We start from the raw sequence: 20,189 nt of genomic DNA, 5'->3' as shown, positions 1-20,189 counted from the left end.
TATCGCGCCGGTCGGGCAGAACGGGGGCGATCTGCGTGAACAGGACCAGCACGACGGCCACCACTCCCGGCTCCGCGACACACGCCGCTCCCCCGCGCGGAACGGCCGCCGACCGGTCGGCGGCCAGGGCAGTCGCCCCGGGCAGGCCGCCCGGCAGGCGCGATCAGCGCAGGCCCGCCAGCGCACGCCCGCGCCGGCGTACGCACCTCCCGCCGCACGAACTCTTCGCCGAGCGGCTGCTCGCGGTCCTCAGCGGCCACCGCCCGGTGCACTGGATGCTGGGCCACACCGTCGGCGAGGCGTACGAGCAGCTCGTACGCCTGGCGCCCGCCGCCCCGCTCAGGGCGCGGGGCGCACGCCCCGTGGTCCGCACCTGCCGGGGGTTCCAGCCCTGCGCCGGCGTGGTGGAGGCGTCCGCCAGCATCGCGGCGGGGGAACAGGTGCGCGCTCTGGCGTTCCGGCTGGAGCAGAGCGCCGATCTGCGCTGGCGGTGCGCGGCGGTCGAGGTCGGCGGCGAACGGGCCGCCGCCGGATCATGAGCGGGCGCCGAGCCGGGCCGCTCACCCGCGTGACCACGGCAGGGTCGCCCGCGTGACCACGACAGCGGGCCGGGGCCGCCGCACAGCGAGTGTGCGACGGCCCCGGCCCGGATGCAGGTGGTACGGGACAGGACGGGCGGCCCGAGACCCGCCGGGCCGCGCGCCGCGGGGCCCGGCGGGCCCCGCCCCTGCCTGCTTCCGCTACTTCTTGCGGCGACGCCCGCCGGCCGTGCCCTTCTGGGCCTTCCGGCGCTCGGCGCGCGTCATACCGTCCGACGTGGAACGCGTGGGACCGTCCGCGCTCTGGAAGTCGCCCTCCACGATGCCGCCCTCCCCGTCCACGGTGGGGGCGGAGAAGTGCAGCCGGTCGGGCCGCTGCGGAGCGTCGAGCCCCTTGGCGCGGATCTCGGGACGCGCGGCGCCCGCGGGCACGGCGTCCTCCTTCTCCAGCGAGGTGCGCTCGGCGGAGTCCTGCACCGGGACCTCCTCGACCTGCTGCTCGACCTGGACCTCCAGGTTGAACAGATAGCCGACGGACTCCTCCTTGATGCCCTCCATCATGGCGTTGAACATGTCGAAGCCCTCGCGCTGGTACTCGACCAGGGGGTCCTTCTGCGCCATCGCCCGCAGGCCGATGCCCTCCTGGAGGTAGTCCATCTCGTAGAGGTGCTCACGCCACTTGCGGTCCAGGACCGAGAGCACCACGCGCCGCTCCAGCTCACGCATGATGTCCGAGCCGAGCTGGTTCTCGCGGTCCTCGTACTGGGCGTAGATGTCGTCCTTGATGGACTCCGCGATGAACTCGGCGGTGATCCCGGCGCGGTCGCCCGCCGCCTCCTCCAGCTCCTCGACGGTGACCTTCGTCGGGTAGAGCTGCTTGAAGGCGCCCCACAGCCGGTCCAGGTCCCACTCCTCGGCGAAGCCCTCGACGGTCTCCGCCTGGATGTACGCGTCGATCGTGTCGTCCATGAAGTGGCGCACCTGCTCCTGGAGGTCCTCGCCCTCCAGGACCCGGCGGCGCTCGCCGTAGATGACCTCGCGCTGCCGGTTGAGGACCTCGTCGTACTTCAGGACGTTCTTGCGTGTCTCGAAGTTCTGCTGCTCGACCTGCGACTGCGCGGAGGCGATCGCGCGGGTCACCATCTTGTTCTCGATGGGAACGTCGTCCGGCACATTGGCCATGGCCATGACGCGCTCGACCATCTGCGCCTTGAACAGCCGCATCAGGTCGTCGCCGAGGGACAGGTAGAAGCGGGACTCGCCCGGGTCGCCCTGACGTCCGGAACGGCCGCGCAGCTGGTTGTCGATCCGGCGCGACTCATGGCGCTCGGTGCCGAGGACGTAGAGGCCGCCCAGCTCCTTGACCTCCTCGAACTCCGCCTTGACCGCCTGCTCGGCCTTCTCCAGCGCGGCCGGCAGGGCCGCCGCCCACTCCTCGACGTGCTCGATGGGGTCGAGGCCGCGCTGGCGCAGCTCCGCCTCCGCCAGGTCGTCGGGGTTGCCGCCGAGCTTGATGTCGGTGCCTCGTCCGGCCATGTTGGTGGCGACTGTGACGGCGCCCTTGCGGCCGGCCTGGGCGACGATCGTCGCCTCCCGGTCGTGCTGCTTGGCGTTGAGCACCTCGTGCTGGACGCCGCGCTTGCTGAGCTGCTGGGAGAGGTACTCGGACTTCTCGACCGAGGTGGTGCCGACCAGGATCGGCTGCCCCTTCTCGTGCTTCTCCGCGATGTCGTCGACGACCGCGGCGAACTTGGCCACCTCGGTGCGGTAGATCAGGTCGGACTGGTCCGCCCGCTGCATCGGCCGGTTCGTCGGGATCGGCACGACGCCCAGCTTGTAGATCTGGTGGAACTCGGCGGCCTCGGTCATGGCCGTACCGGTCATACCGGAGAGCTTGCCGTACAACCGGAAGAAGTTCTGGAGGGTGATCGTGGCGAGCGTCTGGTTCTCGTCCTTGATGTCCACCCCTTCCTTCGCCTCGATCGCCTGGTGCATGCCCTCGTTGTAGCGGCGGCCCGCGAGGATACGGCCGGTGTGCTCGTCGACGATCATGACTTCGCCGTCGATGACGACGTAGTCCTTGTCGTTCTTGAACAGTTCCTTGGCCTTGATGGCGTTGTTCAGATAACCCACCAGCGGGGTGTTCACCGACTCGTACAGGTTGTCGATGCCCAGCCAGTCCTCGACCTTCGCGACGCCCGGCTCGTGGATGGCGACGGTGCGCTTCTTCTCGTCGACCTCGTAGTCGCCGGTCTCCTCGATGCCCTTGAGCTGATTGCCGGGCTCGCCCCTGGTCAGCCGGGTGACCAGCTTGGCGAAGTCGCCGTACCACTTGGTGGCCTGGTCGGCGGGGCCGGAGATGATCAGCGGCGTACGGGCCTCGTCCACCAGGATCGAGTCGACCTCGTCGACGATCGCGTAGTTGTGGCCGCGCTGCACCAGCTCGTCCTGCGACCACGCCATGTTGTCGCGCAGGTAGTCGAAGCCGAACTCGTTGTTCGTGCCGTACGTGATGTCGCAGGCGTACTGCTCACGGCGCTGCGCGGGCGACATGTTCGCCATGATGCAGCCGACCTGGAGGCCCAGGAAGCTGTGGACGCGGCCCATCATCTCGGAGTCGCGCTCGGCCAGGTAGTCGTTCACCGTGATCAGGTGGACGCCCTTGCCGGACAGCGCGTTGAGGTACGCGGGCAGCGTGCCGACGAGGGTCTTGCCCTCACCGGTCTTCATCTCGGCGACATAACCGAGGTGCAGCGCGGCGCCGCCCATCAGCTGTACGTCGTAGTGGCGCTGGCCGAGGACGCGCTTGGCCGCCTCACGGACGGTCGCGAACGCTTCGGGAAGCAGGTCGTCCAGGCTCTCACCGTCGGCGTACCGCTCTTTGTACTCGGCGGTGAGCGCCCTCAACTCGGCGTCGGAGAGGTTGACGAAGTCCTCTTCGATAGAGTTGACCTGGTCCGCGATGCGGTGCAGTTTGCGCAGGACCTTACCTTCGCCTGCACGCATGAGCTTGTGGAAGACGGACACTGAGGCTGGTCTCCTTGCCGGTCGGGCCTGGCACGTGGGTCGTGTACGGACACGGGCGCGGGCACGGCAGGCGGGCCCCACCGCAACGGCCATCGTAAGCGAGGACCGGCCCGCGCCGGGAGGGCCGCCGCCGGGCAGGCCCGCCGCCACCCGCACTGAAGAACGCTCGGAAGCGCGCGAAGGTGCCGGTGGAAGGGGAAAACCACTCGTACCCAGGGGGCACGGTCCGCAGAATCGCCGCATGGAACCCGTCACCCTCACGACCGAGCGCCTGTTGCTGCGTCCCTTCACCCCGGCCGACATAGACACCGTGAACGCGGCTTGTCAGGATCCCGACATCCAGCGCTGGACGACCATGCCGTCGCCGTACGAACGCCGGCACGCCCAGGACTTCGTCGAGCGGATGGTCCCGGACGGCTGGCGCGGCGACACCGCGTACACCTTCGCCGTACAGCCGCGCGACGGCGCGGAGGTGATCGCCTCGGTCGCGCTGCACCTCCCCCGCTCCGGCAGCTGGGAGGTGGGCTACTGGACGGCCAGGCGCCACCGCGGCCACGGCTACATGACGGAGGCGGTACGCGCCGTCTCCCGCTGGGCCTTCGTCACGCTGGGCGCGGTGCGGGTGGAGTGGCGGGCCGAGGTCGGCAACACGGGGTCACGGGCCGTCGCCGAGAAGGCGGGCTTCGCGCTGGAGGGAACCCTGCGCGGTGGGGTGTTCAACAAGGAGACGCTGCGCGACTGCTGGGTCGGCGGGCTGCTGCCGTCCGACCTGGGGCTGCCGGGCCCGTACCCGTACCTGCCCGCGCGCTGAGAGCCACCGGGCGGGGCCGGTTGTCAGTGCCGCCGTCTATCGTGCGGACCATGACGATCGTGCCGCCCGCCACCGCCGAGCTGTCCGCCGACGAAGCCCGCCGTATCGCGCTGCGCGCCCAAGGGTTCCTGGGCGCTCCCGACCGGCGCGGCGGGGTGCGCGGCGTGCTGCGCCATCTCGGGGCCGTCCAGCTGGACACCATCTCGGTGCTCGCGCGGTCGCACGAGCTGATTCCGTACGCGCGGCTGGGCGCCGTGGGCCGCAAGGAGGTCGAGGACGCCTACTGGACACCGTCGCCCGCCGGCACGTCCCCGGCCCACCCGCACGCGTTCGAGTACTGGTCGCACGCGGCGTGCGTGCTGCCCATCGAGGAGTGGCCGCACTTCGCGTTCCGCCGCCGCGCCTACCGTGCCCGCCCGCACTGGCACCACGAGCTGGCGGACGGCTCCTACGACGCGGTGATCAAGCAGCTGCGCTCGGAGGGCCCGCTGACGGCCACGGAGCTGGGCGGCGCGAAGAACGGCGGGCTGTGGTGGGACTGGTCGGAGGCGAAGGTCGCCGTCGAGCGCGCCCTGATGTACGGCGAGGTGGTGTGCGTCGGGCGACGCGGCTGGAAGCGGGTGTACGACCTGGCGGAGCGGGCCGTGCCCGGCGATCTCCTCCATGACCGGCTCGACGACACGGAGTGCCTGCGCCGGCTCGTGGGGCTCGCGGGGCGCTCGCTCGGGGTGGGGACGCGGGCCGACATCGCCGACTATCACCGGCTCAAGGCCGAGCAGGTCGAGGCCGTGATCGCGGATTCGGGGCTGGTGCCGGTGACGGTCGAGGGGTGGGCCAAGCCCGCCTGGGCCGATCCGGCCGCGCTGGCGACCGTGCCGCGCGGGCGTCACCGTACGACGCTGCTGTCGCCGTTCGACTCGCTCGTCTGGGACCGCGCCCGCACCGAGCGGATCTTCGGCTTCACCCACCGGCTGGAGGCGTACGTCCCCAAGCCGAAGCGGATTCACGGCTACTTCGCGATGCCGCTGCTGTCGGGGGGCAGGCTGCTGGGCCGGGTCGACCCCGCGCGCGAGGGGCGGACGCTGGTCGCCAAGCAGGTCTCGCTGGACGGCCCGAAGGCCGTGGAGCCGATGGCGCGGGCGCTCCGGGAGGCGGCGCAGTGGGTGGGCTGCTCGGCCGTACGGCTGGAGCGGGTCGAGGCGCCCGGACTGCGCGGCCCTCTCACCGAGGCGCTCGGCGCGCTCTGAGCGGCCGCCGGGAGGGGTGGTCGACCAGGGGGCAGAGGCGGGCCGGGAGGGACGCGACAGGAGGGGCGCCGGAAGGGGCCGGGGCCCGTGACCGCGTCAGCGGATTTCGAGGATCTTCTCCCGCATCGCGTAGACCACGGCCTCCATCCTGGAGTGCAGCTGGAGCTTCTCCAGGATGTTGCGCACATGGTTCTTCACGGTGTTCTCGGAGATGAACAACTCCTTGGCGATATCACGGTTGTTCATTCCGGTGGCCACCAGCTTGAGGACCTCCAGCTCACGGTCGGTGAGGCGCGGCGCCGGGACGAGCCTGCGCTCGTCGGTGCGCTGGATCATCGACTTGAACTCGGTCAGCAGCTTGGACGCCATGGAGGGGCTGATCTGGGACTGCCCGTCGGCGACAGCGCGGATCGCGGTGGCCACCTCGTCGGTGGAGATCTCCTTGAGGAGGTAGCCGGTGGCGCCCGCCTTGATCGCGTCGTAGAGGTCGGCCTCCTCGTCACTGATCGTCAGCATGATGATCTTGGCGCTGGGAGCCACCTCCTTGATGGAGGTGCACGCCTCGATACCGCCGCGCTTGGGCATCCGTACGTCCATCAGCACGATGTCCGGCAGCAGATCCGCCGCCTTGTCGACGGCCTCGGCGCCGTCGCCCGCCTCACCGACGACCTGGATGTCCTCCTCCTGGGCGAGGACGATCTCCAGCCCCCGGCGGAAGAGCGCGTGGTCGTCCACGACCAGGACCCGGATCGGCTCCTTGTCCGAGCCGCCGCACTCGGCCCGGGTGTCGGCCCCGACGCCGCCCGCCGAGCCCTGGGCGCCGCCCGCGTGGTGCACCGGTCCGAAGCTGTCCGCCATCGTTCCCTCCCCTGAAGGCCGGGGCCCGAGATCCTGAGAGCCGGCCAACCGCAGTTCGCAGACCACCTGTTGGCTTGCCACGCCATGATTTCATGCCCGGACGACGGCGCGCGGGTCCTCCGGCACGCAGGACAGTGCCCCCGAGGGCGCGTAGAGCGCTCAGGGGCACTGCCGGAGCACGGATTTCAGTCTGATTCTGGGTCGGTTCCGACCGGATTACGGTGGTTTCGAGCGGTATTTCCGTCCGGTATCAGCCGCCGAGGGCGCCGCCGGCGCCGCCCGCGTCCGATCCCGCCAGCGGGTCCGTCCGCAGATGAATGACGCCGTAGTCGTAGGCGTGGCGCCGGTAGACGACGCTGGGTTCCTTGGTGTCGGAGTCGACGAACAGATAGAAGTCGTGCCCGACCAGCTCCATCTCGTAGAGCGCCTGATCGAGGGTCATGGGTGCGGCGACATGGGTCTTTTCACGGACCACCAGGGGCCCTTCGCCCTGCACCTCCAGCGAGGCGACCATGGTGGTCGTGGTGGCGGCTTCGGCCGCCTCCTCCTCGGCGGCGGTCTCGCCGTTGGCGTTCAACTGGGCCACGCCAGGAACGACATCGGGGACCTCGGCCGCGGAGAGCCGGCCGCTGCCACGGCGGTTGTGGCGCTTCTCGTGCTGCTTGCGCAGCCGCGCTTCGAGTTTGCCGGTGGCCAGGTCCAGCGCCGCGTACGGATCGGCCGCCGCCGCCTCCGCCCGGATCACCGGGCCTCGGGAATGAAGCGTGATCTCCACCCGGTCGCACCGGTCGGCCTGACGCGGATTGTGTTCCTTGGACACCTCGACGTCGAGGCTGATCACCTTGCCGTCGAGCTTCTGGATCTTCTCCAGCTTCAGCTTCTCGGCCACGTGCTTGCGGAACCGCTCGGGCACCTCGGTCTTGCGGCCCTTGACGACGATGTCCACGCAGAACTCCGTTCCCGGATCACTCCGCCTCGTTGCGGAGGTACTCCCTGTTGCACCAGGCCCCGGTCAGCACCGGAGCCTCGGACTTGGCGGCTTGCACCTCCTCCTCCCCCCTCGGCAAGATCCCCACCCTCCGGATTTCGAGGGCCCGAAAAGCGCCGAAGTACACCAGTGCGTTCATCGAGTCATGATGGGCGCCACTCCTCATAACCGAACATAGACCCCCCGGACGGGTGTCGGCACCCGCTACCGGTGGATATCTCTCCTCAGCTGTTCTCCTGCCCCGTTTACCTGCGTCGATGCGCACCCGATGTCAGTTCCGGTTTATTTCGAAGGAAAGCGGCGGCGCGGCCACGACAGCGGCGCTCACCGGCGGGTATCCGGGAATGCCGGGCCCGGTGGCGCCACGCAGCGCCCGGGCCGCCTCGACCAGCGAGGCTCCGGTTGTCATGAGATCGTCCACCAGCACCACCCGGCCGCCCTCCAGCAGGCCCGCGCCTCCCACGGCGACCTCCAGGGCCCCCGACAGATTCGACAGCCTCTGACGGGCACCGAGGCCCGCCTGGTCGGCCACCGCGCGCCGCTGCCGCAGCACCGGCAGCACCCGGCAGGGCCGCCCGGCCCGCCGCAGCTCACCGGCGGCGGCCAGCGCGATCCTGCGCGCGGCGTCATGCCCCCGCGCCCCCACCGCCCGCCGCGTGGAAGGCACCGGTACGAGCAGCAGCGGCCCCACCCCCGTACCCGGCGGTGCGGCGGCCCGCACCGCCCCCGCCAGCGCGCGCCCCAGCGGCGCCGCCAGCCCCAGCGCACCACGCTCCTTGTGCGCCAGCAACACCGCCCGCACCGCGTCCTCGTAAGGCGCCGCCGCGTGCACCGGCGGCAGCCCCGCCGGCTCGGGGACCGGCCGCACCCGGCACGGCCAGGTCCCGTACAGCGCCCGTCCGCAGTCCTCGCACAGAGGTGTCCTGGGGCTGCCGCAGCCGCCACAGGCCACCGGCAGCACCAACCCGGTGATCTCACGCCACCACGCCCGCATGAGGGACACTGTGCCAACGTCGCGGGCGCCCGGCTACCCCTGTGGAAAACCGGACACCCGTACCCGTGCCCCACCGGAATCGCGCGTCCCACGAGATCCGCCCGGGATCCCCGGCCGGGGCCCAGCAGGGCCCTGACCGGGACAGAGCCGTCAGCCGGGATACACCGGCGACGTCCCCACCTCGACCATCGTCTGCCAGTTCGTCCCGCTGGGCAGCCGTACGATCCCGGCGTCCTCCGAATCCGCGACCAGCGGCTGCCGGTCGTCGTCGGCCGCCGCGATCGCCGTCACCTGGTTCAGCCCGGGCAGCACCCCGGCGGCCGAGGTCGACCCGTCGGTCTGGATGTAGCGCACCTGCTGCACCCCGCCGGCCTCCTTGCCGACGACCACCAGCCGGCTCGGCCCCGCCCAGGACACCGCCGTCACCGTCTCCATCTGCGGCGCCACCGACTGGAGCCGGGTCACCGTCACCGTCGGATCGGTCTTGGAACCGTGCCGCTCCACCCGCCCGATCTGGAGCGTGTTCCGTCCGCCCTTCGTCAGCAGCAGCGCGATCCGCACGCCGTCCGCGGACACCCGCAACGACTTGATCCGCGCGCCGTCGAGCCCCTCGACCGTCACCGCCCGTGCCGACCCGGTACCGCCCGTGAACCGCAGCAGGCGCGGCCTGGCAGCGTCGCGGTCCGCGATCCACAGATCGCCGCGCCCGTCCCAGCTGGGCGCCGACAGCGCGCCCTCCTTCCCGCTGCCCCCGCTGGTCACCAGCGGATCGCCCAGCTCACCGTCGGAGAGGATCGACGACACGTACAGCGACTTGTAGTCCTCCGTCACCCCCGCCGCGTGCTTCTCGTCGCGCGCCACCCCCACCGCCGAGAGCTTCACCGCCCCCGTACCGAAAGGCCCGATGACCTGTGAACGGTCCACCGGCTGATCGGCGCCCGCCTGAAGCAGCGAGAGCCGCCCCCGGTCGTCGACGAAGTACGGATTGACCGGCCGGCCCGTCGCACGGTCCGGCGCGAACTCCTCGGCCTGGTCCCCGCTCAGCACACAAAGCGACGAGCCGTCCGCCAGCAACTCGACCTGACCGACCGGGGTGGAGGTGAGATCCCGCAGGGTGAACAGGAGCTGCGCCGCCATCTTCCGGCACTGGCTCCGCCCCGCCCCGGCCGCCTTCTCGTTCAGCGGCACCTTCAGCGCGTTCCGGTCGTCGAACTCCAGCGTGGTGACGCCCTTCTGCAACGCGGTACCGGAGGGGAACGGAGAGTCCACGACCGGCTTCAGCCAGTGCGTAGGGCCGTCGAGCAGCACCCTGACGGCCTGGGTGACCGGGTCCATCCGGGTCGTGGGATCTATTCGCTGCCGGATGTAGACCGGATCCGCGACCAGCCAGTTCTCCCCGGAAGCGAAGTAATACTTGTTGACGGAGCGGTAGTTCCGCTGGAAGTCCGACTCGCCGAGCACCAGCCCCTGCGGCAGCGAGTCGATGCGCCACTCCTTGGTGTTCCCCACGGTCTGCCGCACCAGATGGATGTCCCCGTCGTACGCCGTCGGCTCGACCGGCTTGTAGGCGTGTGTGGAATCCACCTCGGCGATCCGGTCGCCGTACAGCGGGTACGTCAGACCGGCCGCCTCACCGCCCGAAGGCTCCTTCGGACCCGCCGGGTCGGGCGCGGCGCGCAGCACCGCCGTACCGGCCCCCGGCCGCCAGAACGCGGACGCTTCCTTCGTCAGGTACTTCCTGGCCATCGCGAAGTCGGGATCGTCACTGGTCATGGCCTCCAGGAAGCCGTCGACGATCTCGTCGGGCTGCGCCTTCTCGCGCGGCGGCACCGCGTACACCCGCACCTGCGACTCACCCGGCGGCGACGCCTTGACCGGCTCCACCCCCCCGTGGTCCGGGATCGAAGCGCACCCGGCCAGCAGCGCCGCGCACACCCCCAGCGCGGCGGACGTCAGCGCCGCGCGCCCCCTCCCGTACCGACCGCGGTCAGCGCCCACGAACCGTGTCCTCCCGCTCCGGAGCCCGGCGTGCCGGTTCCGAGGAGCCGCTGTCATCCGATCCCCCGTCATCCGATTCCCCACCGGGACCCCGCTCCCCGGCGGGACGTGCCACCACCCGCGCGCCACTGCCGGGCAGCGCCGCCGGGTCCACCGCGGCCGTCGGCCGCGCGGGCGCCGGTACCACCGGCGCCCCGGTCAGCGACGGGCGGTCCGCCCCCGGCTGACCGGGCACGGCCGCCAGCCGCTGGGCCTTCTCCTTGACATCCTGGGCGGCCGCGCTCTCCCGGTTGCGCCGCGAGTCCTCGGGCTCCAGCGGTATGGGCGACCCGCGCAGCGCCTCGTCGGCCGTACGCGGCAGTGTCAGCCGGAACTGGGAGCCCCCGCCCGGCTCCCCCCACGCCTGGAGCCAGCCGCCGTGCAGCCGCGCGTCCTCGACGGCGATCGACAGCCCGAGACCGGTCCCCCCGGTGGTACGGGCCCGAGCGGGATCGGCACGCCAGAAGCGGTTGAACACCCGGGTCGCCTCACCGGGCTTGAGTCCGACCCCGTAATCGCGCACCGCGACGGCGACCGCACCGCCCGCCGCTCCCAGCCGTACGACCACATCGCGGCCCTCGCCGTGCTCCACGGCGTTGACGACGAGATTCCGCAGCACCCGCTCGACCCTGCGGGCATCGGCCTCAGCGACGACGGGCTGCTCGTCCCCGAGGACCCGGATCCGGCTGCCCTTGGCCTCGGCCAGCGGTTCGGCGCCGCCGATCACCCTGCGTACGACCTGACGCAGATCTATCGGCTCGGCCTCCAGCGCCGCCGCCCCCGCGTCGAAGCGGCTGATCTCCAGCAGATCCGACAGCAGCGACTCGAAACGGTCCAGCTGATCCCCGAGCAGCTCGGCCGAGCGCGCCGTCACCGGATCGAAGTCGGCGCGCGCCTCATGGATGACATCCGCCGCCATCCGTACCGTCGTCAGCGGTGTGCGCAGCTCGTGCGACACGTCGGAGACGAACCGCCGCTGCATCCGGGACAGCTCCTCCAGCTGCTGGATCTTGAGCTGGAGATTCTGCGCCATCTTGTTGAACGCCTCACCGAGCCGGGCGATGTCGTCCTCGCCGGTGACCTTCATACGTTCCTGGAGCCGGCCGGTGGAGAGCCGCTCGGCGATGCCGGCGGCCATCCGTACGGGCGTGACGACCTGCCGCACCACCAGCCAGGCGATGGCCCCGAGCAGCACGACCACGAAGAGTCCCGCGGTGGCCAGCGTGCCCTTGACCAGATTGAGCGACTGCTCCTCCTGCGAGAGCGGGAAGAGGTAGTACAGCTCGTACGCGTTGCCGTCGACATCGTTCAGCCGTTTGCCGATGATCAGCCCCGGCTCCGGATCCCGGTCCTCGGTGGCCCCGGAGTACTTGATCTGCGCGTACTTCTCGAACGATCCACTGCCCTGCGCGACCGCCGTCCGCAGATCCGCGGGAACGCTGGAGAAGTCGACCCCGCCGGAGACCCGGGGCGCGCGGCTGGTCGCGTCAGCGGAATCCGGACTCAGCGCCACCACATTGAAGGCGCCGGGCCCCCCACTGGCCAGCTGTTCCACCAGGTCGGAGCGCCAGTTGACGGAGTTCCTCCCCGTCCGGCCGCTCGTCGCGTCGCCGTCCCTGCCACCGAGCGCCGCCGGCGAGTCGGCTTTCTCCTTCGCGACGGTGAAACCACCCGCCGCCTGACTCTGGGCCGCCTTCTCCTTGGCCTCCAGGAGACCGTTACGGACCTGCCCGATGACCACGAAACCGAGCAGCAGCACCACACCGAGCGACATCAGCAACGTCGTCGCGATGATCCGCAGCTGGATATTGCGCCGCCACAGCCGCACCGCCGGCAGCAGCGGCCGCCTCACCCAGCGCACCACGAGACGCAGCACTGGTGCGCCGGGCGAACCGTCCTGAAGCAGCCGACCGCTCCTGAGCAGCAGCCCGAACCGCGAGAACGCATGCCGAGACCCGGCAGCCCGCCCCGTACGGACTCCCGGCTCACCGGGCTTCGGAGCAGCGCCGCCGGTCATCTCAGCTCGGCCCTGCCTTGTAGCCGACACCGCGCACGGTCACCACGATCTCCGGCCGCTCCGGGTCCTGCTCGACCTTGGAGCGCAGCCGCTGGACATGCACATTGACCAGCCGGGTGTCCGCCGCGTGCCGGTATCCCCACACCTGCTCCAGGAGCACCTCACGCGTGAACACCTGCCACGGCTTACGGGCCAGCGCGACCAGCAGATCGAATTCCAGCGGCGTCAGGGCGATGGACTGCCCCTCCCGCTTCACGGAGTGACCGGCCACGTCGATGACCAGATCACCGATCGTCAGCTGCTCCGGCGCCGGCTCCTCCGACCTGCGCAGCCGCGCCCTGATCCGGGCCACCAGCTCCTTGGGCTTGAACGGCTTGACGATGTAGTCGTCGGCGCCGGACTCCAGCCCCACCACCACATCCACCGTGTCGCTCTTGGCCGTCAGCATCACAATGGGCACCCCGGACTCGGCCCTGATCAGCCGGCACACCTCGATGCCGTCCCGACCGGGCAGCATGAGATCCAGCAGCACCAGATCGGGCTTGGCCTCACGGAAGGCAGCCAGTGCCTTGTCACCGTCCGCTACGAACGACGGCTCGAAACCTTCACCCCGCAGCACAATGCCGAGCATCTCGGCCAGCGCGGTGTCGTCATCGACGACAAGGACGCGTCCCTTCATATCGACATCATCCCATTAGCTAATCGTTACCTGGCGTGACCTGACACACAGCTCCGCGATTCCGTCCCCGGTCACCGGGGACAGCGCGCCCTTTTCGGTGACGATCGCCGTCACCAGTTCCGGCGGCGTGACATCGAAGGCCGGGTTGTACGCCTGCGTTCCCAGCGGCGCCACCGGCATCCCACCTCCCGCCTCCACTCCCGCCACCGCGACCTGCGGCGCCGTGAGCTCCGTCACCTCCTGACCCGGTCGTTGCTCCACCTCGATCGCCGCACCGTCCCTGGTGGCCAGGTCGATCGTCGTCGTCGGGGCGACCACCACGAACGGCACGTGGTGGTACTTGGCAAGCACCGCGAGCGGATAGCTTCCCACCTTGTTGGCCACGGAGCCGTCGGCGGCGATCCGGTCCGCCCCGATCAGGACGGCGTCCACCTCCCCCGACGCGAGGAGCGAACCCGCCGCGTTGTCCGTGAGCAAGGTGTACGGCATGCCGTTGCGAGCGGCCTCGTACGCCGTCAGCCGCGCCCCCTGAAGGAGTGGACGGGTCTCGTCCACCCACAGACGCCGCAGCCGGCCCGCCCGGTGGGCGGAGAGCGCCACCGCGAACGCGGTGCCCTCCCCGCCCGAGACGAGTGCCCCGGTGTTGCAGTGGGTCAGGATCCGGTGCCCGCCGCCCGGCAGCAGCTCATCGAGGAGCGTAAGCCCGAACGCCGCCATCCGCGTGCTGGCCTCGGCGTCCTCCCGGTGCAGCTTCCTCGCCTCGGCGAGCGTCGCGGCGGCCGCGCGCTCCGGACCGCCGCCCCGCGCGGCCGCCGCCCGGTGGGCGTCACGCGCCCGCCGCACCCCGTAACCGAGGTTCACCGCGGTGGGCCGCGCCCCCGCCAGCTGCTCGGCCGCGTGCTCCACATCGAAACCGCGCGCCGCCGCCAGGGCCACCCCGTAGGCGCCCGCGATACCCAGCAGCGGCGCCCCGCGCACCGCGAGCGTACGGATCGCCACCACCAGCGCGGGCACATCCGTGCAGACCAGCTCGGCTTCCTCGGCCGGCAGTCTGGTCTGGTCGAGAAGCACCAGGACGGGCCCCTCGGGCGGCTCGTCCCACCGCAGAGAAGGAAGCATGGGCGCCCCGGCGCCGACCGGGGTTTGTGCGTGCTGATCAGCCATCCACTCAGTCTGCCCGCTGCCGCACGGACATTGAAGGCACGCTTCCAGGGCGAAAGGGGATACGGGCCCCGGTCCGCCCGGGAGCCGCGCGTGGCACGATGGCTGCCGGCCCGTTGCCCCGCTCGGGGACCGGGCACCGCTGAAGGGCCAGGCTCCCGAGCCGATCCCGCGACCAATCCACGAGGTGGACGACCGTGAACGACACTCCGGGCTGGGCCTCGCCCGGATCCGCCCCGTCCGAAGGCCAGGACGCCACCGTGCCCGGCCCGGCCGCACCCGCCGACGACACCGCCGCCTCGAAGTGGTCCACTGCCCAGCCGCCGGCCGGGCAGTGGTCCCCGCCGAGCACCCCGGGCACCGGCCCCGGCGCCGCTCCCCGGCCCACCGCCGGCTGGGGCTACGGAGGCCCCGGTGGCGGACCGGGCGGCGGCTGGGGCAAGCCGCCCGCCGCCAAGCCGGGTGTGATCCCGCTGCGCCCGCTCAGCGTCGGGGAGATCCTCGACGGCGCTGTCTCCACGATGCGCGCGCACTGGCGCACGGTGCTCAGCGTCAGCCTCGTCGTCGCCGTCATTTCGCAGATCGGCGAGATACTCGTACAGCGCTTTCTCATTCCCGAGCCGGCCGAGATCGATCCGGACGCGACCCCCTCGGAAGCCCTCCGGCAGTCCGCCGAATCGGCGCAGTCGAGCATCGTCGGCCAAGCCCCCTCCCTGATCATCACGATCATCGGCACCCTCTTCATCACCGCGGTACTCACCGTCGTGATCAGCCGATCCGTGCTGGGACGCCCCGTCACCCTCTCCGAAGCCTGGAACGAGGCCCGCCCCCGGCTCCCCCAACTGCTCGGGCTCACCCTGCTGGTGCCGTTCATCAGCGTCGTCGTCGTGACCGTCGGTATCCTCCCCGGTCTGCTGGTGGGCTCGGCGGCGGGAGCCATGCTGGCTCTGCTCGGCGGACTCGCGGCCGTCGTCGCCGTCGTCTGGCTGATGGTCCGCTTCAGCCTCGCCTCCCCCGCTCTCATGCTGGAGCGCCAGGGCGTGCTGACCTCCCTGCGCCGCTCCGCGAAGCTCGTGAACGGAGCCTGGTGGCGCATCTTCGGCATCCAGGCACTGACCGTCGTGCTGGTCATGTTCATCACTCTGGTCATCGCCGTCCCCTTCAGCGTCATCGCGGTGACCGTGGACGGCTCCTTCCTCGACAGCCTGCTCTCGGGCGACGCACCGGACTTCGGCTGGCCCTTCCTGATCATCAGCGGCATCGGCTCCGTGATCGCCCTGACGATCACCTACCCGATCTCCGCCGGTGTCAGCGTCCTCCTCTACGTGGACCAGCGCATCCGGCGCGAGGCCCTCGACCTCGAACTGGCCCGCGCCGCGGGTGTGTCCGGCAACAGCCCACACCAGCCGGGCCACGACGCCCCCGGAGCCTGACACGGTGTCCATACCGGGGGGAGCGCGCAGACTGCTGATCCGCGCGAGCGGCGACATACCGTTGGACACCCCGCGTCTCCCCGCCCGCGAGGCGGCGGAGCGGGAGCTGTCCAAACCGATGTACCACGAGAACGACCCGAACCTCCTCTCCCGCGCGATGAACGCCCTGTGGGACCGGCTCGGCCGCATCCTCGACTCGGTCTCCGGCGCGGCCCCCGGCGGTGCGCTCGGCCTCACCGTCATCGCACTGATCGTCGGGGCCCTCCTCGCCGCCCTCTGGTGGCGGCTGGGCACCCCCCGCCTTATCTCGGACGCACCGGGACGCCTCTTCGACGACGGCCCGCGCAGCGCCGAGGAACACCGCGCCACCGCCGAGGAACACGCCGCCGCCGCACGCTGGACCGAAGCCGTCCAGGAACGGATGCGCGCGATCGTCCGCTCCCTGGAAGAGCGGGCCCTCCTCGACCCACGCCCCGGCCGCACCGCCGACGAAGCAGCCTCCGAGGCCGCCCGCACCCTCCCCGGCCACGCGGACCGACTGCACGCCGCCGCCAGGGAGTTCGACGACGTCACATACGGAGGACGCGTCGGCGACCAGCGCGCGTACCAGCGCCTGCACGACCTCGATCTCGCTCTGGAGCGCACGAAACCCCAGCTGAGCACCGTGCCCGGAGGACCCGCCGAGTGACCTCCACCATCAGCCCCACCTCGCTCTCCCCGACCTCCCGCCAGATCTGGAACCGCAGCCGCGGGCTGCTGCTCGCCCTCGTCATCCTGCTGGCCGCCGGTGTCACCCTGGCCGTCCTGCGCTCCGGCGATCAGCACGGCCGCCTCGACCCCCGCTCCGCCGACCGGTCCGGCAGCCGCGCGGTCGCCGAGCTGCTCACCAGCGGCGGTGTCTCCGTCGAGGTGGCCACCACACTGGACGAGGCCGCCACCAGGTCCGGCTCCGATACGACGCTCCTGGTCACGGACCCCGATCTGCTGACGCCCCACCAGCAGCGGGTACTGCGCGCCGCGATCGCGCCCTCGGCCGGCCGTACCGTACTGCTCGCCCCCGGGACACCCTCCGTGGGCACACTGGCCCCCGGCGTCCGCACCGTCGCCCCCGTACCGGTCTCCGCGCGATCCCCCCGGTGCGCCCTGCCCGCCGCCACCCGGGCCGGCAGGGCCGATCTCGGCGGAGAGCGCTATGTCACCGACGCCCTCGACAGCGACGCCTGCTACCCGACCGACGGGGTGGCCTCCCTTCTCCGGCTGGGTGAAGCCGGCGCGGGCGACATGATCCTCCTGGGCTCCCCCGACATCCTCCTCAACGACCGCCTCGGCCATGAGGGCAACGCGTCGCTGGCCCTCCAACTGCTCGGTTCCCGGCCCCATCTCGTCTGGTACCTCCCTTCGCTCAGTGACCCCTCCGCCGCCGACGGGCGTGACAGCGCTGAAGACGGTGGCGGCAGTGACTTCCTCGACCTGATCCCTTCCGGCTGGCTCTGGGGGACCTTCCAGCTCTTTCTCGCCGCGGTGCTCGCGGCCGTCTGGCGTGCCCGCAGACTGGGCCCGCTCGTGGCCGAGCGCCTTCCCGTGGCCACCAGGGCCTCCGAGGCCGCAGAGGGCCGCGCCCGTCTCTACCGCAGGACGAACGCCCGGGATCACGCCGCGTCCGCCCTGCGTTCGGCCGCCCGCGAGTGTCTCGCCGCCCTCCTCGGCGTGCCTCCCAAGGAGGCCCACGCCCCCGAAACCCTGCTCCCTCCCGTCTCCGCGCGGATCCCCTCCACCGCGCTGGACCCGCCCTCTCTCCTCTTCGGCCCGGCGCCGGCCGACGACTCCGCTCTCATCCGCCTGGCGGACCAACTCGACGCCCTCGAAAGAGAGGTACGCACCTCATGAGTGCCCCGACCGCACAGACCGCCGGGAAAACCACGACCACCGAGAAGGCGGCCAGCGCGGACAGCGCCCGTGCTTCCCTGGAGGCCCTGCGCTCCGAGATCGCGAAGGCGGTGGTCGGCCAGGACCCCGCCGTCACCGGGCTGGTCGTCGCCCTTCTCTGCCGCGGCCACGTCCTTCTCGAAGGAGTCCCCGGTGTCGCGAAGACCCTGCTCGTACGGGCCCTCGCGGCATCCCTCGAACTCGACACCAAACGCGTCCAGTTCACTCCGGACCTGATGCCGAGCGACATCACCGGATCTCTCGTCTACGACGCCCGGACCGCCGAGTTCTCCTTCCAGCCCGGCCCGGTGTTCACCAACCTGCTGCTGGCGGACGAGATCAACCGCACGCCGCCGAAAACCCAGTCGTCGCTTCTGGAAGCGATGGAGGAACGCCAGGTCACGGTCGACGGGACAGCACGTCCGCTGCCCGATCCCTTCCTGGTCGCCGCGACACAGAACCCGGTCGAGTACGAGGGCACCTACCCCCTTCCCGAAGCCCAGCTCGACCGCTTCCTCCTCAAGCTGACCGTGCCTCTGCCGTCACGAGAAGACGAGATCCATGTCCTGACCCGACATGCGGAAGGCTTCAATCCGCGCGACCTCCACGCAGCGGGGGTACGGCCCGTCGCCGGGCCCGCCGACCTGGAAGCCGCCCGGGATGCCGTGGCCAGGACAACCGTCTCGCCCGAGATCGCGGGCTATGTCGTCGATATCTGCCGTACCACTCGTCAGTCCCCCTCACTCGCCTTCGGCGTCTCGCCCCGAGGCGCCACTGCCCTGCTCTCCACCGCCCGCGCCTGGGCCTGGCTCACCGGCCGGGACTACGTCATCCCGGACGATGTGAAGGCCCTGGCACTCCCTACCCTCCGCCACCGCGTCCAACTGCGGCCAGAGGCCGAGATGGAGGGCGTCACCGCCGACTCCGTCATCACCGCGATCCTCGCCCAAGTCCCCGTCCCCAGGTGAGGCGTTGAACCATGGCCCTCACCGGACGAACCGCGCTGCTCGCCGCCCTCGGCTCCCTCCCCGTCGGCATCCTCGCCCCCAGCTGGGCGGGAATCCTTGCCGTGAATGCGCCCCTCTCAATCGCCATTCTGTGCGACTACGCCTTGGCAGCACCAGTCAAATCGCTCCGGTTCACTCGAAGCGGTGACACGTCAGTTCGACTGGGAGAGAGCGCGGATGTCCACCTCACTGTCACCAACCGCGCAGGTCGCAGGCTACGTGCCCGGCTCCGGGACGCCTGGGAGCCGAGCAGTTGGATCACCGGAACCGAGCAGAGCCGTTCCCGTCACATGTTGACGGTTCCCGCCGGTGAGCGACGCCGCGTGACCACCGTCCTACGGCCCACCCGCCGGGGCGAGCGCCACGCGCAGCGGGTCACCGTCCGCTCGTTCGGCCCGATGGGGCTGGCCGCGCGCCAGGGCAACCACGAGGTGCCGTGGGCGGTGCGTGTGCTTCCGCCGTTCACGAGCCGCAAGCATCTGCCGTCGCGGCTCGCCAGGCTTCGAGAACTGGACGGCCGCACCAGCGTGCTGACGAGAGGCGAGGGAACCGAGTTCGACAGCCTTCGCGCTTACGTGCCGGGGGACGATACGCGGTCCATCGACTGGCGGGCGACGGCACGGCAGTCAGCGGTGGCGGTACGCACCTGGCGCCCCGAACGCGACCGTCACATCCTGATCGTGCTCGACACCGGCCGCACCTCCGCCGGCCGGGTGGGTGATGTCCCTCGTCTCGACGCGGCGATGGACGCGGCGCTTCTCCTGACCGCCCTGGCTTCACGGGCCGGCGACCGGGTGGATCTGCTCGCCTACGACCGCCGCGTCCGAGCGCGGGTCCAGGGGCGCTCGGCGGGGGATCTCCTGCCCGCCACGGTGAACGCGCTCGCGACTCTGGAGCCCGAGCTGGTGGAGACGGACGCCCGAGGGCTCAGTGCGGCCGTCCTCAAGAGCGCCCCACGCCGATCGCTGGTCGTTCTCCTCACCGGCCTCGACGCGACCGCGGTCGAGGAGGGGCTGCTCCCTGTCCTCCCCCAGCTCACTCGCCGCCACTCCGTGGTCGTCGCCTCGGTGTCCGATCCGCACATCCAGGCGATGAGCGCGGCACGTGGCACAGTGGACGCGGTCTACGAAGCCGCCGCCGGCACCCAGTCACAGACCCGGCGTCGACGGACGGGGGAGCAGTTGCAGCGTTATGGAGTCTCCGTCGTGGATGCCTCCCCGGACGGTCTCGCTCCTGCGCTGGCGGATACGTACCTCGCGTTGAAGGCTGCGGGGCGTCTCTGAGGACGGCAGGGATGTCACTGGCCCGGGGAAAGCGCAAAGGGAGACCGGAACCGGGCCGGTGAAGTCCCGGCAGGCGCTCCAAAAAGGCCCTGAACGCAGAAATGCCCCGCACCAGATACCTGGTGCGGGGCATTCCCACAATGATTGTTCGGCGGCGTCCTACTCTCCCACAGGGTCCCCCC

General features: G+C 71.1%; 17 protein-coding genes. 8 read left to right on the top strand and 9 right to left on the bottom strand.

What is annotated here, in order from left to right; genetic code table 11:
• The first annotated feature begins 35 nt into the window (after positions 1-35).
• Complete coding sequence (locus ACFY6S_RS31140; RefSeq protein WP_388824947.1) at positions 36-539, top strand: Rv3235 family protein; 504 nt, start codon at positions 36-38, stop codon at positions 537-539.
• A gap of 201 nt (positions 540-740) precedes the next feature.
• Here ACFY6S_RS31140 and secA read toward each other — a convergent pair whose 3' ends face one another.
• Positions 741-3,566 (bottom strand): preprotein translocase subunit SecA, encoded by a 2,826-nt coding sequence (secA, locus tag ACFY6S_RS31135; protein WP_388824944.1) that lies wholly within the window; start codon positions 3,564-3,566, stop codon positions 741-743.
• A 241-nt stretch (positions 3,567-3,807) separates the two neighbouring features.
• Between secA and ACFY6S_RS31130 the strand changes: the two genes are divergently transcribed.
• Positions 3,808-4,377, top strand: coding sequence for a GNAT family N-acetyltransferase (locus ACFY6S_RS31130; protein ID WP_388824941.1), 570 nt, complete (start codon positions 3,808-3,810; stop codon positions 4,375-4,377).
• A 50-nt stretch (positions 4,378-4,427) separates the two neighbouring features.
• Positions 4,428-5,624: a winged helix-turn-helix domain-containing protein gene (locus ACFY6S_RS31125; RefSeq protein ID WP_388824938.1), complete on the top strand. Its 1,197-nt coding sequence runs from the start codon at positions 4,428-4,430 to the stop codon at positions 5,622-5,624.
• Positions 5,625-5,720: 96 nt separating this feature from the next.
• Here ACFY6S_RS31125 and ACFY6S_RS31120 read toward each other — a convergent pair whose 3' ends face one another.
• From ACFY6S_RS31120 to mtnA, 8 genes are all read right to left on the bottom strand, one after another.
• The gene (locus ACFY6S_RS31120) at positions 5,721-6,482 is read right to left on the bottom strand and encodes a response regulator (RefSeq protein ID WP_388824935.1); all 762 of its coding nucleotides are present in this window, start codon (positions 6,480-6,482) and stop codon (positions 5,721-5,723) included.
• A 250-nt stretch (positions 6,483-6,732) separates the two neighbouring features.
• The gene (hpf, locus tag ACFY6S_RS31115; RefSeq protein ID WP_388824932.1) at positions 6,733-7,428 is read right to left on the bottom strand and encodes a ribosome hibernation-promoting factor, HPF/YfiA family; all 696 of its coding nucleotides are present in this window, start codon (positions 7,426-7,428) and stop codon (positions 6,733-6,735) included.
• A gap of 19 nt (positions 7,429-7,447) precedes the next feature.
• Positions 7,448-7,609, bottom strand: coding sequence for a hypothetical protein (locus ACFY6S_RS31110; protein ID WP_388824929.1), 162 nt, complete (start codon positions 7,607-7,609; stop codon positions 7,448-7,450).
• A gap of 132 nt (positions 7,610-7,741) precedes the next feature.
• A complete protein-coding gene (locus tag ACFY6S_RS31105) occupies positions 7,742-8,464 on the bottom strand; it encodes a ComF family protein (protein WP_388825791.1) in 723 nt (240 codons plus the stop codon).
• A 150-nt stretch (positions 8,465-8,614) separates the two neighbouring features.
• Positions 8,615-10,462: an LpqB family beta-propeller domain-containing protein gene (locus ACFY6S_RS31100; protein ID WP_388824926.1), complete on the bottom strand. Its 1,848-nt coding sequence runs from the start codon at positions 10,460-10,462 to the stop codon at positions 8,615-8,617.
• Entirely contained in the window at positions 10,452-12,518 is a 2,067-nt protein-coding gene (mtrB, locus tag ACFY6S_RS31095) for an MtrAB system histidine kinase MtrB (RefSeq protein ID WP_388824923.1), read from the bottom strand. The genes ACFY6S_RS31100 and mtrB overlap by 11 nt, the downstream gene beginning before the upstream one ends.
• A gap of 1 nt (position 12,519) precedes the next feature.
• On the bottom strand, positions 12,520-13,197 hold the full coding sequence (gene mtrA, locus ACFY6S_RS31090) for a two-component system response regulator MtrA (protein ID WP_114659522.1): 678 nt from the start codon (positions 13,195-13,197) through the stop codon (positions 12,520-12,522).
• Between the two features lie 15 nt (positions 13,198-13,212).
• Entirely contained in the window at positions 13,213-14,361 is a 1,149-nt protein-coding gene (gene mtnA, locus ACFY6S_RS31085; RefSeq protein ID WP_388824919.1) for an S-methyl-5-thioribose-1-phosphate isomerase, read from the bottom strand.
• A gap of 194 nt (positions 14,362-14,555) precedes the next feature.
• Between mtnA and ACFY6S_RS31080 the strand changes: the two genes are divergently transcribed.
• The 5 genes from ACFY6S_RS31080 to ACFY6S_RS31060 are packed head-to-tail and all read left to right on the top strand — an operon-like array spanning position 14,556 to position 20,007.
• A complete protein-coding gene (locus ACFY6S_RS31080) occupies positions 14,556-15,791 on the top strand; it encodes a hypothetical protein (RefSeq protein WP_388824916.1) in 1,236 nt (411 codons plus the stop codon).
• A 4-nt stretch (positions 15,792-15,795) separates the two neighbouring features.
• A complete protein-coding gene (locus ACFY6S_RS31075; RefSeq protein ID WP_388824914.1) occupies positions 15,796-16,479 on the top strand; it encodes a DUF4129 domain-containing protein in 684 nt (227 codons plus the stop codon).
• Positions 16,476-17,678 (top strand): DUF4350 domain-containing protein, encoded by a 1,203-nt coding sequence (locus tag ACFY6S_RS31070; protein WP_388824911.1) that lies wholly within the window; start codon positions 16,476-16,478, stop codon positions 17,676-17,678. The genes ACFY6S_RS31075 and ACFY6S_RS31070 overlap by 4 nt, the downstream gene beginning before the upstream one ends.
• Complete coding sequence (locus tag ACFY6S_RS31065) at positions 17,675-18,685, top strand: AAA family ATPase (RefSeq protein WP_388824908.1); 1,011 nt, start codon at positions 17,675-17,677, stop codon at positions 18,683-18,685. The genes ACFY6S_RS31070 and ACFY6S_RS31065 overlap by 4 nt, the downstream gene beginning before the upstream one ends.
• Positions 18,686-18,696: 11 nt before the next feature.
• The gene (locus ACFY6S_RS31060) at positions 18,697-20,007 is read left to right on the top strand and encodes a DUF58 domain-containing protein (RefSeq protein WP_388824905.1); all 1,311 of its coding nucleotides are present in this window, start codon (positions 18,697-18,699) and stop codon (positions 20,005-20,007) included.
• Positions 20,008-20,189: the final 182 nt, after the last annotated feature.

The organism is Streptomyces sp. NPDC012835, assembly GCF_042900885.1.
Lineage (GTDB): Bacteria > Actinomycetota > Actinomycetes > Streptomycetales > Streptomycetaceae > Streptomyces.
The sequence above is the reverse complement of the archived record's forward strand: the minus strand, read 5'-3'. Positions and strand labels throughout refer to the sequence as shown.